At 40.7% G+C, this 19,239-nt stretch carries 21 protein-coding genes and 2 tRNA genes; 13 read left to right on the forward strand and 10 right to left on the reverse strand.

The genetic code is table 11. From position 1 onward, the window contains the following. Position 1: 1 nt before the first annotated feature. Both HMAT_RS20750 and HMAT_RS20755 read left to right on the forward strand, forming a co-directional pair. Positions 2-802 (forward strand): phosphatidate cytidylyltransferase, encoded by an 801-nt coding sequence (locus HMAT_RS20750; RefSeq protein WP_104384774.1) that lies wholly within the window; start codon positions 2-4, stop codon positions 800-802. Positions 803-809: 7 nt separating this feature from the next. Beyond that, positions 810-1,481: a DUF2461 domain-containing protein gene (locus HMAT_RS20755; protein ID WP_104384775.1), complete on the forward strand. Its 672-nt coding sequence runs from the start codon at positions 810-812 to the stop codon at positions 1,479-1,481. Between the two features lies 1 nt (position 1,482). Here HMAT_RS20755 and HMAT_RS20760 read toward each other — a convergent pair whose 3' ends face one another. Further along, positions 1,483-2,679 carry an anhydro-N-acetylmuramic acid kinase gene (locus HMAT_RS20760; protein WP_104384776.1) on the reverse strand — a complete coding sequence of 399 codons (1,197 nt, stop codon included), beginning with the start codon at positions 2,677-2,679 and terminating at the stop codon, positions 1,483-1,485. Positions 2,680-2,779: 100 nt separating this feature from the next. Here HMAT_RS20760 and gcvH point away from each other — a divergent pair, with 100 nt between their 5' ends. Next, a complete protein-coding gene (gcvH, locus tag HMAT_RS20765; RefSeq protein WP_104384777.1) occupies positions 2,780-3,160 on the forward strand; it encodes a glycine cleavage system protein GcvH in 381 nt (126 codons plus the stop codon). Between the two features lie 65 nt (positions 3,161-3,225). Here gcvH and HMAT_RS20770 read toward each other — a convergent pair whose 3' ends face one another. From HMAT_RS20770 to mqnB, 3 genes are all read right to left on the reverse strand, one after another. Beyond that, positions 3,226-3,981 (reverse strand): DUF6263 family protein, encoded by a 756-nt coding sequence (locus HMAT_RS20770; RefSeq protein WP_104384778.1) that lies wholly within the window; start codon positions 3,979-3,981, stop codon positions 3,226-3,228. A 105-nt stretch (positions 3,982-4,086) separates the two neighbouring features. Beyond that, entirely contained in the window at positions 4,087-5,073 is a 987-nt protein-coding gene (locus HMAT_RS20775; RefSeq protein WP_104384779.1) for a pyruvate dehydrogenase complex E1 component subunit beta, read from the reverse strand. 123 nt (positions 5,074-5,196) lie between these two features. Beyond that, the gene (mqnB, locus tag HMAT_RS20780) at positions 5,197-5,838 is read right to left on the reverse strand and encodes a futalosine hydrolase (RefSeq protein ID WP_104384780.1); all 642 of its coding nucleotides are present in this window, start codon (positions 5,836-5,838) and stop codon (positions 5,197-5,199) included. Between the two features lie 187 nt (positions 5,839-6,025). On the opposite strand from mqnB, the gene HMAT_RS20785 reads away from it, so the two are divergent. The 8 genes from HMAT_RS20785 (at position 6,026) to HMAT_RS20820 (ending at position 12,119) form a co-directional block, all read left to right on the forward strand. Beyond that, entirely contained in the window at positions 6,026-6,439 is a 414-nt protein-coding gene (locus tag HMAT_RS20785; RefSeq protein ID WP_104384781.1) for a 6-carboxytetrahydropterin synthase, read from the forward strand. Positions 6,440-6,467: 28 nt separating this feature from the next. Further along, entirely contained in the window at positions 6,468-7,097 is a 630-nt protein-coding gene (folE, locus tag HMAT_RS20790) for a GTP cyclohydrolase I FolE (protein WP_104384782.1), read from the forward strand. 240 nt (positions 7,098-7,337) lie between these two features. Continuing rightward, positions 7,338-7,973 carry an O-methyltransferase gene (locus HMAT_RS20795; RefSeq protein WP_104384845.1) on the forward strand — a complete coding sequence of 212 codons (636 nt, stop codon included), beginning with the start codon at positions 7,338-7,340 and terminating at the stop codon, positions 7,971-7,973. Positions 7,974-7,995: 22 nt separating this feature from the next. Continuing rightward, positions 7,996-8,517 carry a glucosaminidase domain-containing protein gene (locus HMAT_RS20800; protein ID WP_104384783.1) on the forward strand — a complete coding sequence of 174 codons (522 nt, stop codon included), beginning with the start codon at positions 7,996-7,998 and terminating at the stop codon, positions 8,515-8,517. A gap of 15 nt (positions 8,518-8,532) precedes the next feature. Then, positions 8,533-9,366 carry a glucosaminidase domain-containing protein gene (locus HMAT_RS20805; protein ID WP_104384784.1) on the forward strand — a complete coding sequence of 278 codons (834 nt, stop codon included), beginning with the start codon at positions 8,533-8,535 and terminating at the stop codon, positions 9,364-9,366. Positions 9,367-9,427: 61 nt separating this feature from the next. Continuing rightward, complete coding sequence (locus tag HMAT_RS20810) at positions 9,428-10,189, forward strand: hypothetical protein (protein WP_104384785.1); 762 nt, start codon at positions 9,428-9,430, stop codon at positions 10,187-10,189. 23 nt (positions 10,190-10,212) lie between these two features. Next, positions 10,213-11,250: a DUF3078 domain-containing protein gene (locus HMAT_RS20815; RefSeq protein ID WP_104384786.1), complete on the forward strand. Its 1,038-nt coding sequence runs from the start codon at positions 10,213-10,215 to the stop codon at positions 11,248-11,250. Continuing rightward, positions 11,250-12,119, forward strand: coding sequence for an N-acetylmuramoyl-L-alanine amidase (locus tag HMAT_RS20820; protein WP_104384787.1), 870 nt, complete (start codon positions 11,250-11,252; stop codon positions 12,117-12,119). Before HMAT_RS20815 ends, HMAT_RS20820 begins: the two co-directional genes overlap by 1 nt. A 181-nt stretch (positions 12,120-12,300) precedes the next feature. On the opposite strand, the gene HMAT_RS20825 is transcribed toward HMAT_RS20820, so the two are convergent. The 6 genes from HMAT_RS20825 to HMAT_RS20850 all read right to left on the reverse strand — a co-directional run bounded on the left by HMAT_RS20825 (position 12,301) and on the right by HMAT_RS20850 (position 18,444). After that, positions 12,301-14,016: a sodium:solute symporter gene (locus tag HMAT_RS20825; RefSeq protein ID WP_104384788.1), complete on the reverse strand. Its 1,716-nt coding sequence runs from the start codon at positions 14,014-14,016 to the stop codon at positions 12,301-12,303. A 96-nt stretch (positions 14,017-14,112) separates the two neighbouring features. Continuing rightward, positions 14,113-14,322: a hypothetical protein gene (locus HMAT_RS20830; protein WP_104384789.1), complete on the reverse strand. Its 210-nt coding sequence runs from the start codon at positions 14,320-14,322 to the stop codon at positions 14,113-14,115. 9 nt (positions 14,323-14,331) lie between these two features. Continuing rightward, positions 14,332-16,785: a PIG-L family deacetylase gene (locus tag HMAT_RS20835; protein WP_104384790.1), complete on the reverse strand. Its 2,454-nt coding sequence runs from the start codon at positions 16,783-16,785 to the stop codon at positions 14,332-14,334. A 391-nt stretch (positions 16,786-17,176) separates the two neighbouring features. Then, positions 17,177-17,431: a hypothetical protein gene (locus HMAT_RS20840; protein ID WP_077436919.1), complete on the reverse strand. Its 255-nt coding sequence runs from the start codon at positions 17,429-17,431 to the stop codon at positions 17,177-17,179. Next, complete coding sequence (locus HMAT_RS20845; protein WP_104384791.1) at positions 17,412-17,726, reverse strand: co-chaperone YbbN; 315 nt, start codon at positions 17,724-17,726, stop codon at positions 17,412-17,414. Before HMAT_RS20845 ends, HMAT_RS20840 begins: the two co-directional genes overlap by 20 nt. Positions 17,727-17,811: 85 nt before the next feature. Continuing rightward, on the reverse strand, positions 17,812-18,444 hold the full coding sequence (locus HMAT_RS20850; RefSeq protein WP_104384792.1) for a peroxiredoxin: 633 nt from the start codon (positions 18,442-18,444) through the stop codon (positions 17,812-17,814). A 287-nt stretch (positions 18,445-18,731) separates the two neighbouring features. On the opposite strand from HMAT_RS20850, the gene HMAT_RS20855 reads away from it, so the two are divergent. Both HMAT_RS20855 and HMAT_RS20860 read left to right on the forward strand, forming a co-directional pair. Continuing rightward, a tRNA-Tyr gene (locus tag HMAT_RS20855) sits at positions 18,732-18,812 on the forward strand. A gap of 213 nt (positions 18,813-19,025) precedes the next feature. Further along, positions 19,026-19,097: transfer RNA gene (locus HMAT_RS20860), tRNA-Arg, on the forward strand. The last annotated feature ends 142 nt before the right edge of the window (positions 19,098-19,239 follow it).

Raw genomic sequence — 19,239 nt, forward strand, 5'->3', positions numbered from 1 at the left:
GATGAAGACAAGAGCGATAACCGGTGCGATTTTTGTAGCTGTCATGGTGGCATCCACTTTATTCGGACCATACCTATACAGTATCTTTTTTACGCTGTTAAGTGCATGGTGTCTGTATGAGTTTTACGGCATCGTGTCCTCTGAGGAGCGTGCACCCAATAAGGCCCTGGGCATGATTTTGGCTGTGACAGGATTTGCTGTAGGGTCTATGGTGGCTATGAACCTTTTGGAAACTAAATTTCTATGGCTCATTACACCATTGATCGGCCTGACCTATATCATTTCACTTTTTCAAAAGCGAAGTTTTCCCTTTAATGATATCGCCTATACTTTTTTGGGTATCTGTTACGTCACATTTCCCTTCTTTCTTTTTGCAAAGTTGGGGTTTATTAATGGTGTATATAATCATTATATCCCCCTGGGTTTTTTAATATTGCTCTGGACCAATGATACCGGAGCATATCTTGCCGGCCGGAGCTTTGGTAACCATAAACTTTTTGAGCGTATCTCTCCAAAAAAGACCTGGGAAGGTTTTTTTGGAGGCTTCATTTTGGCTATTGTTGTCGCTATAAATCTGGAGAAATATTTTGGAAGTTTGCCCTTATGGCAATGGATTACTGTTGCCATGATCATCAGTATTGTTGGAACATTAGGAGATCTGGTCGAATCGATGCTAAAAAGGAGCTTACATGTGAAAGATTCGGGTAGCATTTTACCCGGACACGGTGGTTTCCTAGACCGTTTTGACGGTTTATTATTGGCTGCACCCATCGTCTACGTTTTCTTAATTTTAATTAGTTAAAAGCATTATGAGTTACATTCAAAAATCTACCTTTGATTTTTTGAAAGAATTAAAGGAAAATAATTCAAGGGAATGGTTCGCAGAGAACCGCGAGAAATATGAGTCCGCACTGGCGGATGTCCGGAGTTTTCTAACCGATTTGATTGCTGCGCTGAGTGAATTCGACCCCAAAATAAATACCTCTATTCAGGCCAATAAATGTTTGTTCCGTATCTATAGAGATACCCGTTTTTCAAATGATAAAACGCCTTATAAGACTTGGTTTGGCGCTGGGATCTCTGTTGACGGAAGGAAGTTGCACGGTCCTGAATATTATATTCATATTGGTGCTGAAAATTCATTTATTGCCTGTGGTTATTGGCGGCCGGAGAAGCCACACCTGGAAGCCATAAGACAGGAGATTGACTATAATGGTGAGCATTTGGTGAAAATCCTGAATGGGGCCTTGGATGATGGAAAAATAATCCTGTTCAAAGAAGATCTGCTCAAGCGTGCTCCCGCCGGTTATGGTGAGGACAATCCACATATTGATTTTATCAAGCTAAAAAGCTTTGTTCTGGATCAGCCCCTGACCATTAAAGACCTGTCAAATAAAAATGCGCTGGATGGTATTATCGCCTCTTATAAAAAGATGTTACCGTTCAAGGAGTTTTTACAAGAGGCGATAGAAAGTGAGTAGCCTACTCTGGTAGACTAATTTTGCCCATACAAACCGCCGGAGAGTCTTTAATGTGTTCAACATTGGACCTTGTTCCGGTGAGGGTCTCATTGGCCAGCAATGCGAATAATACGGCCTCTTTGGCATCCGGGTCAATCCCCAGTGTGGCGAAGCTTTCTACCTTGATGTTTGGCAGATTTGCTTTGATGTCGTCAAAAAGCAAGGGGTTATGTAGTCCACCACCACTGATATATACTGAGAAATTGGCTAATCCAACGGCTTGTCTGTGTATACCGTTGATCATCGCCCGGGCCGAAAAGCGATTGAGTGTTGCCATCACATCTTCTGCGGATAGATGTAACGTCTCAGAACGTTTTTGGGCCTCTTTTAGATAATCCAGATTGAACAATTCTGGCCCCGTTGTTTTCGGGAATTCCAGGGATAAGAAGTCTTCGGCCAGAAGCTGTTCCAATAACCTATTATTGACTCTTCCTTTTTTTGCGATCACGGCATCTCTGTCCATCTCCAGGTCAAAATGAGCTTTCATATACTGATTCATCATTGTATTTCCCGGTCCTAGATCTGTCGCATAGGCTTCCAGATTACTCTGATGACTTGGTATAAAGGTGAAGTTCGAAATGCCGCCTATATTTAGTAAAAACCTGTTTTCAGTAGGGTGAGAAAAAAGCAGGTAGTCACCATAGGCTGCCAATGGGGCTCCCTCTCCTCCTGCGGCAATGTGTTTTTGCCTAAAATCTGAGAGTGTAATTATGCCCGTATGCATGGCAATATGATCTCCGTCACCGATTTGTAGCGTGCTATTCGGCCAATTAAGGTCTTTTGTCAGCGATTGCGGTGCGTGGTAGACCGTTTGTCCATGACTGGCGATACAGTCTATTTCGGCAGCTGAAATATTCCAGCTTTTGAGCGCTTGATTGATCAGATTCGCATGGGTGATACCTACGTATGCATTAAGCCCTGAAAATAGCTGCTGGTCGATGGTTCTTTTTGCGAATATTTCACGGACTTTGGTTCTAAAAATATCCTCGTAGTCCATTGTGATAAACTTTTCCAAATTTATTTTGGTCGTCTTTCCGGAGTTTTCAATACGGCATAATGCGATATCAAGGCCGTCTAAGGAGGTACCGGACATTAAACCAATAATAAAACGCTCTTTTTTTAGCGCGATCTGATAAAGTTTTTCGATTTGAGGATTCATGACTTAAAAATAAACACAAAAATGTTATAACGAATATCATTTTTGACAATTGAAGATATTTTGTAACTTCACGGCATTAAAAATCAAAAAATTAGATACAATGAATTTTCCAGCAGAATTGAAATACACCAAAGATCACGAATGGATTCGTGTTGAAGGTGATGAAGCAGTTGTAGGGATTACCGATTTCGCTCAACGTGAATTGGGTGACATCGTTTTTGTTGACATTAACACAGTAGGTGAAGAAGTTGCCGCAAATGAAGTTTTCGGTACAATCGAAGCTGTGAAGACAGTTTCTGATCTGTTTTTACCTGTAGCAGCTACAATTTTATCGGTTAATGATGCAATTGATGCTTCTCCTGAATTGGTGAATTCTGATCCTTATGGTGAAGGCTGGATTGTTCGTATTAAATTGAATAATGCAGCTGATGTAGATGCATTATTATCTGCGGATCAATACAAAGAAGAAATCAACGCTTAATATCGGTGTGATAACAAAAAAGGGGTTTAATTTTAAAATTAAACCCCTTTTTTGTTGCTATCTATTTACTGGCATTTTATGACTGTCTTAATCTTTGCCTCGGGCATATCGACATCACTTGTCATCTCTGTTATTTTAGTTAGACAGGTCTTTTTATCCAGGACATAGAATCCCTGGATACTACCCACCTGCTTTGCGTCAGATCCAAACATTTTTCCTTCGACATTTACTTTATATCCCTGCTCATTCACTTCGGCGAGTGTCATTTTGTTTTCGATTAGTAAGCCTGATTCTTCCGATTCGGTTTTTGAACTCCATGATTCGCCAACAGCAATGGACTGTTCAGGTAATACTGTGCTGATATTTTCAAACATACTTCGATCGAAAGGCAGATTGACACCTTCAGGCAATTGTATATCCGAAGATTTTCCCAATTGATCTATCGAAAAGCCTATTTTACTATCCACTAATTTGCCTACAGTAGCATGCATTTGTTTTGAAAATTCATTGGCTTCGGGATTTTTGGAGTCATAGGTCATTTCCATCGCTTCTCCGCTCATTTTCATGTTGATTCCCGTATAGATAAGGTCAAATAGAAAGGAGTTATCTTTCTTGGCTGTATTTGTAATATCAAAGCCCATTGTTAAGTCTGTCACAATCTTCTGCCCGCCAGTTTCGATATCCATTGCCATGGCAACATTCTGCGCTATTTTCTTTCCCTGGTCGGGATTCACCCGTAGGGTATATTTCTTTTGGGCGGATACAGATAGGGCGATAAATGCAAATAAAGCAGTCAAGGCCATTGTTTTTAGTGTTTTCATCTATTGGATTTTAGTGTTGTTGAATAACAGGACAGATAAATATATAAAAAAATCCCTTTTACTACAGTAAAAGGGATTGTTATTTGATTCAAAAAAGTAATCGAATTACTTTTTGATATAGGATACTTCTTTTACGGCTTTAACCACTTTTTCTACACTAGGTAAAGCAGCTTCGATCAATGTTGGCGCATAAGGAAGAGGTACGTCAGCACAGTTCACCCGGATAACAGGGGCATCCAAATAATCAAACGCATTGCGTTGTACATTAAATGCCAAATCCGTAGAGATTGACGCCAAAGGCCAAGCTTCTTCTACAATAACCAGACGGTTTGTTTTCTTAACAGATTCAATAAGCGTAGGGTAATCAATTGGGCGCACAGAACGCAAATCGATCAATTCGACACTGATACCTTCTTTTTTCAATTCTTCAACTGCAGGGATTACAACACGAGGAAGCATTTTACCGAAAGAAACAACAGTAACATCAGTACCTTCTTGAATGATATTTGCTTTTCCGATTTCCAGGTAGTACTCTTCTTCAGGCACTTCACCTTTATCACCGTACATAACCTCAGATTCCATGAAAATAACTGGATCTGGATCAATAATAGCAGATTTCAATAAACCTTTAGCTTCGTAAGGGTTTGAAGGAACAACCACTTTCAATCCTGGTGTATTTGCAAACCAGTTTTCAAAGTTTTGAGAGTGTTGTGCTGCTAGCTGACCTGCATTTCCTGTCGGCCCACGGAAGACTATAGGAATCGAAAATTGTCCACCGCTCATGGAGTGGATTTTTGCAGCAGCATTGATAACTTGGTCAATCGCAACAAGTGAAAAGTTAAATGTCATGAACTCAACGATCGGTTTTAGACCGTTCATTGCTGCACCAACAGCAATACCAGCAAAACCAAGTTCAGCAATGGGTGTATCAATGATACGTTTTGCACCGAATTCATCAAGCATACCCTGGCTTACCTTATAAGCACCGTTATACTCAGCAACTTCTTCACCTAATAAAAATATTTTGTCGTCTTTACGCATTTCTTCGTTCATCGCTTCACGAAGTGCTTCTCTGAATTGTATTTCTCTCATCAGTTGTAAAATAGTGTCAATTTTTAGATTACAAATCTACTATTTAAAATTGATATTTTGAAGATTTGACCAGCCTAATTGTATAGTTTTATGTCATTTTTTAATAAGTAAATGACTTTTGTATTAAATTTTGGAAAATAAGTTCGGCAAGAAATCCAATGTCTGTATAAGAGCCTTATTACTATTCATTATTGCCAGCGGAATGTTCCACGTGGCACGGTTTCTTTTTTCCACATAATTGGAGATGCCACGAAGCTCGATCACCGGAAGATCCATTTTATTCGCAGCAAAGAAAACAGCAGCGCCTTCCATGCTCTCGATACAGCGGTCAGGGTGGAGCTGTTGAATTCTTGCAATACTATCCGCATTCCCGTGTACTTTATTTACGGTAATGCCGTGCTCCTGAGTTAAAAACGGAAGCACTAGATTTTTGCCACGAAGTAAAGACGACTCAAATTTGGATTTTCCGTAACCCAATTGTTCGATCGGAATAAATTGTTGGTCATCCTCCGCCCCCAATTCGACCAACGATTCTGAGATGACCTGTACAACCGCTCCTATTTTCAGGTTGCGGTCAAAGCAGCCCGCAATACCTATATTTATAAGGAGGTCATATTTGTTCTCGTGCAGCACTCTTCCTAATTCAAATGCTGTTGCCACCATTCCTACGCCCGTGATTACCGTATCACAGTCGGGATAATTTGCGTCGACCTCCAAAAAAGGCTGAATTTCGAACTGCGTGGCGGAAACGATTAATATTTTCATGATGAACTTATTTTTATAGTATGCGAATTATAGTACGCGAAAATTACGAATTATCGTGCAGGTCTTGGGTACTTAAAAATAAAAATCAGCGGATGATCTTCCCTCCTTAATTATATTACTATATTCTGACGGCATTCCTAAAATAGGAATGTTAAAATTGGCCCTAAAGCCGTATCTTTGTATTATTATGATATTTATAACTCGTCGTGAACGTTTTTGTGCAGCACATAAGCTGTATCGTGAAGATTGGAGCAATGAACAAAACGAACAAGTGTTTGGACTCTGTTCTAATCCAAATTGGCATGGGCACAATTATGACCTTTTTGTCACGGTCAAGGGAGAGGTCAATCCCGAAACTGGTTTTTTGATCGATTTAAAGATCATGAAAGAAATTATCAACCGCAGCATTATTGATAAAGTGGATCACCGTAATTTCAACTTGGATGTTGATTTTATGAAGGATGTCATGGCCTCTACAGAAAATATCGCTATTGAGATATTCAAGATCCTCAAGCCGCTTTTTGAGGAAGAAGGAGTTGCACTGCATAGTGTCCGTTTGCACGAAACCGAAAATAACTACGTCGAATATTTTGGCGATTAATCTTTAATACATTTAAATAGTAGAAACTATGAGTCAACACTCATTTGACAACGAAGAGTTGGATGGATATATTAAGATCGACAAATACAATACTGAAAAAGTAGATCGCATCGCTTCTCATTATACAGATATCTTAGAATGCCTCGGGGAGGATCCCAAGCGTGAAGGTCTGGTAAAGACTCCCGAGCGTGTCGCTAAAGCCCTGCAGTTTTTGACACATGGATATGATATCGATGCTGCTGAAGTGCTGAGAGGAGCCATGTTTGAGGAAGATTATAGCCAGATGGTGGTTGTAAAGGATATTGAAGTATACTCCCTGTGTGAGCACCACATGTTACCTTTCTTTGGAAAGGCACACATCGCTTATATTCCAAACGGACATATTGTAGGTTTGAGTAAAATTCCCCGCGTCGTGGATATCTTTGCCCGCCGCCTGCAGGTACAGGAGCGTCTGACCAACGAGATCAGAGACTGTATCCAGGAAACACTGGGCGCTCGTGGGGTTGCGGTTGTGATGGAGTGCAAACACATGTGTATGGCCATGCGTGGTGTGCAAAAACAGAATTCTGTTACGACGACCTCCGCATTTACAGGTGCATTTCAAAATGACGTGACGCGGTCCGAATTTTTACGTCTGATTACAGCAGATCTTGCTTAGAATTTTATCGTTAAATAATAAAAATGAGCCCTCGCGAAGCACGTCTTCCCGAGGGCTCATTTTTTGATGGAATCGGAGAAAAAATAAAAAAATCAAAAAATGAGCATATTGCGTTTTTGGGCTTTTAGGGCAAGTCGATAAAAAATCCCTTTACAAACGGATAATTATATCGTATTGTATTTCAGTATTTTATAAAAAAATATTTTTATCATAAAAATGTTTTTTGGTACCTTTGTGGTTATGGAAATTGTTGCCGACGATTTAGAGTCTTATTTGGAACATACTACAGACGACGAAAATTCGTTACTGAAAAGGGTAAATCGGGAGACATATTTGAAGGAAACAATGCCCCATATGTTATCTGGTCATTATCAGGGAAGAGTTCTTTCTTTATTGAGTAAATTGGTTGCTCCAAAACGTATTTTGGAGATTGGAACTTTTACGGGATATGCAACATTATGTCTCGCAGAAGGTCTCCAGCAGGATGGAATATTACATACCATTGATATCAATGAAGAGCAACAGGAACGAGTCCAAGGGTATTTTGATGCGTCAGAATTCGCAGCTAAAATCAGATATCATATTGGCGACGCAGCGGAAATCATACCCACTTTGAACGAAACATTTGATCTGGTATTTATTGACGCTGATAAAAAAAGAAATTTATATTATTTCGAAACGATAATAAATCAAGTTCCGTCTGGGGGACTTATTTTGATTGACAACGTCTTATGGAAAGGTAAGGTGTTAGATTCAAAACCAGACAACCAAACAAAGCAGATCATTGATTTGAATGCACGTTTAGCTCAGGACAAGCGCGTAGAAAAGGTGATATTACCGATTCGAGACGGACTTTTTGCGTTGCGCAAGAAGTAATTTGTGAACTAAAACATTCTTCATGAATTTAAAACAATTAAAAAGCTTTGTACTGGTACTGGCTTTAGCAACTTTTGGAATTTCAAGAGTTTCAGCTCAAAGTGCGGCATATGTCGATAAGTACAGTCCAATAGCAAAAGAAATGATGGACGAACATGGCGTTCCGGCATCGGTTATCTTAGCCATCGCTATGCACGAAAGCGGAAATGGTGGTAGCAGGATAGCAAAGAATTTGAATAACCATTTTGGTGTCAAAGGAAGAAACAACAGTACCGTTATTCGGTCAGCTTACAAAGGTTATAGGTCTGTATTGGACTCATATGATGACTTTGTAGGAATAGTAAAAAGAAAAAAGACTACTCAAAGCCTTTTTGAAAAACATCCGGGAGAAAAATATGAAGCTTGGGTAAAGGCGATAGCGCGTTCGGGATACTCCACAAGTAGAGACTGGACAGCGAAGGTACTCAGAACGATCAAACTTTATCATCTTGATATGTTTGATAATGATTCCAAGCAAAATAAATTCTCGTCAACTAGAAAATAAGCACGATATTATTGCATGAAGAAGTTTTTTTATGGCATGTTTGTATTCATGATGTTGATTACATCATGTTCAAGCCGGAGAGGCACATTATCATCGGCTAAATCCGGCTCCAATTCAAAAACTTCTTCATCTTCCTCTACAGGTCGGCCCTCCATGGCAGGAAATGACTACATTGCGCATTATAAAGATATAGCAATTGCAGAAATGAACAAATATGGTATTCCGGCCAGTATCAAACTTGCGCAGGCCCTGTTGGAGTCTGGCAATGGCAACAGCTACCTGGCTCGTGAAGCAAATAATCATTTCGGTATTAAGTGCGGTGGCGTATGGAAAGGTAAATCCGTGACCCGCCCTGACGACAATATCAACGATTGCTTCCGTGTATATGACAATCCCGAACAATCATTTAAGGATCATTCCGAATTCCTGCTAAGGCCTCGCTATTCGGCCTTGTTCAAGCTGGATAAGAATGACTACAAGGGCTGGGCCAAAGGACTTAAGGCTGCAGGATATGCAACCAATCCCCGTTATCCAGATCTCTTGATAGAAATGATCGAACGCTACCATCTTGATCAATATGACCGGAGAGAGACGCCGAAGGAGAAGGTGGTACGTGAAGAGGTCGTGCAAGAGGAAATCGTACAGCTTGTTCAGGAGAACCCTCCTGCTGTCGTTAAGACCGAAGAAATTAAAAGCCCAGTGGCGATGCGTATTCACGAGGTGAAAGCGCAGGATACCCTTTATTCGCTGAGCAAACTCTATAATGTCTCAGTCGAACAGATAAAATCATTAAATGGCCTGACAGATGAAGCATTGTCCCTAGGACAACTATTGGTTATATCTAAATAGTTACGCTTTAAAAGATGTTAAATATTTCAGTTTTGTATGGCGATATAGTAGTTTTACGAAAGTGAAGCTAATACGCTATATTTTTCTGTTTTCGGCCATATTGGGCAGTCTCCCACTACTTTTTTGTCAGGAAAAAAGAGTTGAAGGGATCGTATTTGACAAAAATACGAAACAACGTATCGGAAATGTGAGACTTGCGAATCTGCGTACGGGTGAAGTAATCTATAATAATATTAAAGGCGAATTTGACTTTCCTGCCCGCATAGGCGATCGGGTTGTCGCTATGAGCAAAGGCTATTTTTCGGATACCCTTTCCGTTGACAGTAAAGGGCTGTTGCTGTTTCATTTATTGCGTGAATCAATCTATATCGACGAGGTTCAGGTGTCCGCACGAAAGAGCCCAGAGGAAATTCTGAAGAAAGCAAAAGAAGATTATGAGAAAGCCTATCGTCTGGCGGGGTATGGTGACGTATTTTCCGTAGGCCCTACCGGAGCAGGACTGAGTATAAACTCCATTTACAGTTTATTTAGCAAAGAAGCTAAAAGAGCGCGTAGGCTGACTAAAACCATTGAAAACGATTATAAGGAAAATGTAATTGATTATAAATTTACGAAGGAACTCATCAGTAAAGTTACAGGACTCAGTTTTGAGGAGTCAGAAAAATTTAGGCGAATATTTAGACCATCCTATTTTTTCATTCTGGCGGCGAGTGATTACGAAGTAACAAATTACATCAAAGAGTGCTATTCGCGTTATAGATTGAACCCTTCGCAATATTTTATTGAGCCTTTTCCAACAATTAATTATAAATTAGTACCGTAAACAAAAAAATAGACGTTTTCAGAATGAAGTTATTCAATTTTGTCGGCATGGCTATGCTTTGCCTTTCTTTTACGAGCATAAAGGCACAGGATCTGAAGGATCTTAGAGCAAAACCAGATACCGTAATTTCTGTACAAAAAGAGCAACCTTTAAATATCAGAACCATTCGTCCGGTGGTACCCAAGCTTAATCTTGAAGTAGATTACTGGAAGCATTGGACCAAGTTTGGTATCAATTTAAATCAGGCCTCCTTTAATAACGATTGGAAAGGTGGGGGTGTCGGTTCCATCGCTGTCGGTCTCAATGCCAATCACAAATCGGACTATACCCGCGACAATTTTAATTTTGTGACTGAATTAGACCTCCGTTACGGTAAAATCAAGAATACGAATAATATTGCTAAAAAGAATAATGACCGTATATTTTGGGATAACAAGTTATCCTATAAATTGTCGGCAAACTGGGCCTTGTTTACATCGGTTACTTTCGAGTCACAATTTGATGCGGGTTATAAATATAAAACCGTGAATGGCAAGGACACAATAGATTACATTGAAAATGCGTTTATGGCACCTGCCTATCTAACGGAATCATTCGGTCTTGAATATAAACCGAGCAATGAGTTTTCGTTGCGTTTTGGTACAGGTACCGCACGGCAGACCTTTATTTTGGATGAGCGTGTAAAACCTCGTTCGGGAGAAGGCTTTTTTCAGAAATACGGTTATTATAGAGACCCTAACAACCCAACGGTAGGAACAGGAGAACGCTTTGGTGTCAAAGAAGACCGTTCTTTTGCCAATGCACTCGCTTTCCAGCTTACGGGCAACCTAGACAAAAACTTTACTGATAAATTGAATGTGAAGGCACGTTACAATCTATTCGCAGACTATGAAAAGATTTCAGATCCTACCCACCGGCTTGACGTTTGGGTAACAGCAAAAGTAACACGCGTAATCAACGTCAATCTAAACGGGATTTTGATCTATGATCCAGATGTTATTTCAAGAGTTCAGTTGAGCCAGTCATTGGCCATGGGAATTGTATATAGTTTACCAAAATAATGCTTAGACCAGTGTCGATTGGGATCATACTTGCTGTGTTGATGTCTTTGGCAAGCTGTAAGTCCAAAGGACATGCCGCTGTGTCCAGACCATTGGTCGCTTCTTTTGCACCCGCAGTTGTATTGGAAGAAAAGGTTGTTGCCAAGCCCGATACGAATCAATTGACACCCCAGGAGAGAAAGGTCATCTTCTTGCAGAAAACCGGGGTTCACCCCGAGTGGCGTCAAGCAGAGGCGATTCATTATGATGTTCGCAAGCCAAATTTTGTGATCATCCACCATACGGCACAAGATAGTGTCGGTCAGACCATCAAGACATTCCAGATTCCACGCACCAAAGTGAGTTCACATTATGTGATCGGTCGCAACGGTGAGATTATCCAGATGTTGAATGACTATGTACGTTCGTGGCATGCCGGTGTTGCAAAGTGGGGATCCATTGTGGACATGAACTCCTGCTCTATCGGAATAGAATTGGACAATAACGGCAGGGAGCCTTTTCCAGATGCCCAGATCAATTCGCTGATGACAGTGTTGGATACTTTAAAATCACGCTATCTGATCCCTGACAATAACTTTATCGGTCACGCAGATATCGCTCCGTCACGCAAGAACGATCCCAGTGTATTCTTCCCCTGGAAGAAGCTTGCAGCGAGAGGATTTGGTATCTGGTATGATGAAGGCCAGCTGGTTGCCCCTCCTGATAGTTTTAATGCCATTGATGCGCTTAAAATCATCGGGTATGATACTGCTAACCTAAAGGCAGCGATCGTCGCATTTAAACGGAAATTTATTGTACGGGACACAACACCCGAACTGACGGTGTATGATAAGAGCGTACTTTACAATATTTATAAAAAATACGAATAGGCTTTCCAAAAGCGAATATTGATCCATGATACCAAATAAGACCCTGGTATCTCGGTCTATTAAATGAAAAGTCCGGATTTATCGCGAATCCGGACTTTTTTCAATAATCGGGGGATTAAAAAGCCCACTCCAAACAAAATTCCGATTCGAAATCAGCGAATTGGCTTACGAGAGATTGTTTCTAAGGGTTAGTGCTCCTATTTGATGCTGTGGTATCATTTCTGAGTGAAAGCTGTATAAAATAGGCGATTATCATTACAGCCACACAGCCAATGAGATTCAGCCAGAGAAAAGGGATTTTGTCGAGATACCAAATGCCAATGACCATGATCTCAGAGAGGATTGCAGCGATAAAAACGGCTTTTCCCTGAATTTTTTTTAGATAGAAAGCGACGATAAATATTCCGAGGATCGTGCCGTAGAATAAAGAACCTAAGATGTTTACCGCTTCCAAAAGATTGCCCAGTCTGTTTGCATACAGCGCGATGACGACGGTAAAAATACCCCAGATCAAGGTAAATATACGTGACCAGAAGAGATCCTGCTTTTCGGTTGCGTTGCGGTTTATAAAGCGTTTGTAGATATCTATGGTTGTGGTTGAAGCCAAGGAGTTAATGGCACTGGCAGTAGAGCCCATGGATGCCAGAAAAATAACGGCGATCAGTAAACCGATCAGGCCTTTTGGAAATGCCTTGGTTACGAACGAAAGGAATACATAGTTATTATCGTTTGTTTCGGCTGCCGGATTGTTCTTCTTGATAAGTGTGAGTGTACTGTCTTTCACTTGCTGCATCTGTGCATTCAGTTGATGCAAAGCCGAACGGGAAGTCTCGATGCCCCTCTGATCTCCCTGATCCAGTGCTGTACTGAGGCCATTGACGAGAGACTCACGCTGTTGGAATAGCTGTGTGTGTGTGTGCTCAAGCTTCTGGTAGGAAGCAGCATACGGACTTTCTTTTAACTTTTGTACTTCGACCTGGTTAAAGAAAATCGGGGGTTGATGGTATTGATAGTAGGTAAATACCAGAACACCGATCAGCAGGATGGCAAATTGCATGGGGATCTTCAAAAGTCCGTTCATAATTAATCCCATTCTGCTCTCTTTTATGGATGAACCGGTGAGATAACGGCCTACTTGGCTCTGGTCGGTTCCAAAATAAGAAAGTTGCAGGAAAAAACCTCCGATCAGCCCCGTCCACAGCGTATAGTTGTTATTCAAGTCAAAAGTAAAGTCCAGTGCATTGGTTTTACCCGATTTACCGGCGATATGAAGCGCTTTCGAAAGACCGATATCTGCCGGGAGCAAATGGATGACAAGCATACCCGCGATAAGCAGTGATCCAAAGATAATGCTCATCTGGAGCAACTGCGTATGAGATACGGCTTTTGTCCCGCCGTAGGTCGTGTAAATTACCACAAAGCTGCCGATGACCAGAGTTGTTAGCGTAAGGTCGATATGAAGGATTGTGGAGATGATCAGCGAGGGTGCAAAAATGGTGATACCAGTAGAAATACCCCGTTGGATCAAAAACAGCAATGCAGTAAGCCCCCGGGTTTTGACATCGAAGCGCTTCTCCAGGAATTCATAGGCTGTGAAGACTTTAAGTCTGTGAAATATCGGAATAAAAGTGATACAGAGCACGATCATGGCCAGTGGGAGACCAAAATAAAACTGGACAAAACTCATTCCCGACGAGTAGGCCAATCCGGGAGCGGACAGAAAAGTAATGGCACTCGCCTGAGTGGCCATTACCGAAAGCCCTACATGGTACCAGGGCAAAGAACGATTGCCCAAAAGATAACCATCAATATTTTTTATACCTCTACTTTTAAAGATGCCATAAGCCACAATCGACAAAAGTGTTAGCAATAAAACGGTCCAGTCTACTGTACTCATGAATAATATTTCGTAAAAAAGTACAGAAAAAGGATAAATATAAATAGCCAGATAACGACCATCCAGTAGTAACGTTTCCAGCTATTCATCCTATTTTTATCTATCTGAGGGCTTTTGAGGATAGATAACACTGTTAAAAAATGCAGCGATAATCAATCCGATAACAGCACCACCAATGATACTTAAAAATGTCTCGTTTGCAGTGAAGCCAATTAATGCCCCAAATACTACAGCGACCAAAAGGATGATTCCTTTTGCTTTTCCAGCATCTATCGTTGTGCAGTTGTTGTCAATCTGATTTTCCATTGTGATATTTTATTTTGATTTTGATAACAAATTTACAAATAATCTGTAAGCTCCGGGAATTCCGGCAGGTAATTGTCTAAAAAAAGATAGTGATGTATAGACAAATTTTCCTTTCCCGTAGTCTGCGATCAACAGCGCTCCTTTATGCAAAGGTTCGCCCGGATCTTGCATGGCGACGGGTGTACGGTATCTTTTGTCGATATTTTCGGCGAAATACAAACCTCTCTCCTGCACCCAATTGTCAAAGTCGGATGTTGTAATTTTATTGGGATAATTGAAAATAGGATCTTTTTCGTCAAAATGAACGGCGGCAAGTTCATCGGTGACCCGACTTCTCCCGAGGCTGAATGCATAGGGACCGAAATTTTTTGAAACCAGTCCGTTGTTCACATTATATTGCTCAACGACGGTGCCTCCGGTATTGACATAGTCAAACAGCTTGCTCTGAATCTGTGCGATGTCCTTATTGACATTGAAGATTCTGACACCCAGGACGACCGCGTCATAGCCCGATAGGTCACTTTTTAAAAGCTGTTCACTACTCAGTATGTCCACTTTGATGCCAATAGCACTGAGCGATTCGGGAATCAGGTCTCCCGCACCATGGATGTAGGCTACTTTTTTAACCGTATTGATCAGGTTGATATTGCTCATTTTTATCGCCACATCAGGAAAGTAAACAATTTCAGGAATATGGTTATAATCTATTGTTTTTATCTCTTTTAGTCTATCCTTTTGATCAACTTGGAAAAGTAGCGTATCAATGGATGAAATAGCCGGATTCAAAGGGCGTATTGAAATTTCTTTTGATAGGCTATTAACCCCCGCGGTAAACTGGAGCTCAAATGAAGCCGGATGTATTTCCCAGCCTTTTACTCCAACCGGCATTACACGAAATGACTGTGCGGATGCCTGCCCATTTTTTTTGAATGAAATATTTACGTTGACAGATTGGGCATTTTGGGTCAGGGCCAGTGGGCTCGAACTCTTTGCTGTGAGCTGTGGCAGAATGGCGACTGGATTATAGATTTCACCACGGACAGGATCAGTATACTTATATTGTATATGCTGGTCAAATGTGATGGCGGTACCGTTGATCATTAATTCAAAGCGTACTTTTGGATGATCAGGGTTTTCGGGGTAACCGGTGAGGTTAAAGTCCTTGACGTTAAACTTCCCTTTGGCGTGCGGTTCATTTAGCCAATAGGGCTGCGTAGAGTTTGTTGCACTTACCGAAAGAGAATCCTTTAAAAGAATGTTGCTGGTCAGTTTTTTATGGATCTCTTTACCATTGAGCTTCACCAGTTGTACGGTAACATCGGGACGTCTCGCAATAATGGCGTTGTCGACATTAATCAGATCACCTATTGCATAATCCGGATTTTTTGCGATACTTTCAAACCATATTCCGCCGCAAGCAAGGATCAGTTTTTCGACTTCTTTTTTCTTTTGATCCCGCCAGTAGTCATCCTTGATCTGGTCGAGCGCTTTATGGAGCTGGAGCAGATCAGGTAAAGCCGATTCAGGTTTGTCGATCTGATAGTTTTGATTAACTTTAGCGATCAGCGATTGTACTGTCCCGCTATTCGGTATTCTTTTCCAGGAAGTATCAATATCATCCAATGGAGAAGCTGTTGCGGGTGCACCGTCGACATATTCAAAATATTCAATGGAAGCCCCCCGTTGGGCGGCAGATCCGAAGCCCTGGCTTTTGTGGGAAGAGCGACTATGCGCGGCAATTTCACCATAGGAGGCACCAATCAATGCGTTATAGTTTCCGATGTCTACTTTGAGCTGATCTTCGCGCGTATTGTCCTGTCCGCCAAAGTTAAACGTATTCCAGAGGAGGCGTTTCGCCTGCCAAGGTTTTACGTATTGAAGTTGTTCAGAGAACTGTTTGGGATCAGCAGCGGCTTTGAATGCTTCGTGTGCCAACATTGCGGAGGCCTGATGATGACCATGGCCACCTCTGGCATCGGGAGGAAACCGCGTTATGATCACATCAGGTCTGAATTTGCGGATCAACCATACTGCCTCGGCGAGCACCCGTTGTTTGTCCCAAAAGTCAAATGTTTCCTCGGGTGTCTTTGAAAAGCCAAAATCATAAGCTGAAGAGAAAAATTGTTCCCCTTTGTCGATCTTTCTCGCGGCAAGAAGCTCCTGTGTGCGGATCAGTCCCAACTCAACACCTTGCTCGGTGCCGATAAGATTCTGTCCCCCGTCACCACGGGTCAGGGATAAATAACCCGTTCTATATTTTTTCTCCTGGGCCAGCCAGGCGATCAGACGGGTATTTTCGTCATCCGGATGTGCTGCAAAGTACAGGACAGAGCCTAAAACATTCAGTTTTTCTAGGTTAAGCTTAATCTCGGCGGCATTCCACTGCGGATTTTGTGCTTGTACAGTTGACTTTGACAGCATACTGGCCAATAGAATAATGACAGAAAGAAAGGGTTTTCGCATGTTTAAAGATAAAGATTTCATCCAAAACAGCATCGTTACGCATTGTAATTTTAATGTATATTATTTGTTGTAAAGAAGGTGAAACTCAGGTAAAATAATGAGGTTAGTTTGAAATTCGTCTAAAATAAAAAACGGAAATTCCAACCAAGTTGGAATTTCCGTTTAACAATTAAAATATTTTTTCCTGAAACGAATTTTTAGAGAATAGTTATTTTGTCGCTTCGCTCCAAGTGGCAACCTTTAACATAGTAAATATATGTAGAAAATATTTAGTTCTGTCAGATTCCTCCAATTAGTTTTCCACATTGCTAAATTTTGTCAACAATTTAGCTTTTGAGTAACTAAAAATATGAAAAGAAAGTTTCACTTCATTGTGTTTGGTCAAGCAAAATTATTTGTCAATTGCCCCTAAAACACGTTTCATGAACATATTTAAGGCATCTTTTTTCGAATTGCCTTCCTTTATCAATTTATCAACCTCCACGGCACCGTATAGGTTCGAAATTAATTCACCGATCACGTCGAGTTCCTCATCTTTCAATGGCGCCTCAGTAAGCGCTTCCAAAGTCTCGATGGTCTCCAATACATAGTCGACATCGTTCTGTTCGATGAATTCTGTAAGATGTTTAATTACCGGCAGCTTCATTGAATAATTCTACTAATGCGTCCAACTTATTTGTTTGTACTTGATTCACCAATTTACCGTTTTTAAATGCAGCAAATGTAGGCAGGTTATTGACGTTTGCCAATTTACGTGATTCAGGAAATTTCTCTGCATCAGCGATGATAAAAGGAATACTTTCGTTCTCACCGGACAATTTTTTGAATTTTGGTTTCATGATTTTGCAGTTACCACACCATGTAGCAGCGTACTGAACCATCACAATATCGTTATTGTTTACAATTTCTTGTAAATTATCGTTTTCTAATTCTTGTAACATGATTTTATTATTAAGGTGATTGATGGAGAAATCAACAGGAGCCGGGATAAGGGCCCCTGTTGATAAGACCCGGGGTCTTTTATTGTTAGTGTTTTGCTAAATAGTCAGCTACACCTTTTCTGTCTGCATTCATTGCATCTTTACCTTCTTCCCAGTTTGCAGGGCATACTTCGCCAAATTTTTGTACGTGAGCGTAAGCGTCGATCAAGCGTAAATATTCTTTTACGTTACGGCCCAAAGGCATGTCGTTTACAGACTCGTGGAATACACGGCCAGTTTCGTCGATCAAATAAGTAGCTCTGTAAGTAACAGCAGATCCTTGTGCTAATGTACCGTACTCAGGATGCTCAACTTCTTGAACGTCTAGGATACCCAATACGCTAGATAAGTTGCGGTTGGTATCCGCTAAAATAGGATATTCAACACCTTCGATACCGCCATTATCTTTTGCAGTGTTTAACCAAGCAAAGTGAACTTCGTTTGTGTCGCATGAAGCACCGATTAAGACTGTATTGCGTTTTTCAAATTCAGCAGCGGCCTCTTGGAAAGCGTGTAATTCTGTAGGACATACAAAAGTGAAATCTTTTGGATACCAGAATAAAAGTACTTTTTTACCTTCTTTAACTGCTTTTTCGAAAATGTTGATCTGCAAATTGTCGCCTAAATAATCAATTGCATCTACTGTAATGCTTGGAAAACTTTTACCTGTGAAACTCATAATATATCTTTCTTTTTTTGTTGACACAAAGATAAGGTAACCCGGATCAAAAAGCGAATTGATTTTACCAATACACTATCATCAAAATCTATTATGACTAGAATGTAACAATAAGTTTTTATTATATTAATACAAGCTGTTTGGGGGTTTTCTATCCGAATCGGGATTTGTTGAAAAAATAAAACAATTCATACTGGGGTAGTTACAGATTAATGCATTAAAATAGTTGTACAATTGGTAGGCAAAGCCTACTTTTGCGACGTTCTATTTCAAAATAGCGCAATGCTGGAGGGGTTCCAGAGCGGTCAAATGGGACGGACTGTAAATCCGTTGCTTCGGCTTCGAAGGTTCGAATCCTTCTCCCTCCACATTTTTTCCTTTATAAAATTCACTTTAAATTTTCCTGTCAAATAGAAGAGCTCGTATACCGATGGCATTGGTTAAGGGTAGCTTTTTGCGCTATAGCGTCTGTGTTGATATTTTTTTGCTTCTGATTATGGAGTCCGGCAAAAAATATAGCATGGATTTTCAACTAGCTATTGACTTATTTATAAAATAAGCCTAAGTTTGGCTTTTGAAAAGGCCCCGTAGTTCAACGGATAGAATAGATGTTTCCTAAACATTTGATAGCAGTTCGATTCTGCTCGGGGCTACATAAAGAGAAGTGATGTCAACAGTGTTACTTTTCAATTACAGGAGAAATACGATAAAAGATATTTCTCCTGTTTTATTTTAAGACGAAATCATCTTTGCTATTTTGTATCGCTATTCCTCTCATCAGACCGTTGGTCTCCT

The sequence above is a fragment of the Sphingobacterium sp. HMA12 genome (assembly GCF_002933815.1).
Classification (GTDB): domain Bacteria; phylum Bacteroidota; class Bacteroidia; order Sphingobacteriales; family Sphingobacteriaceae; genus Sphingobacterium.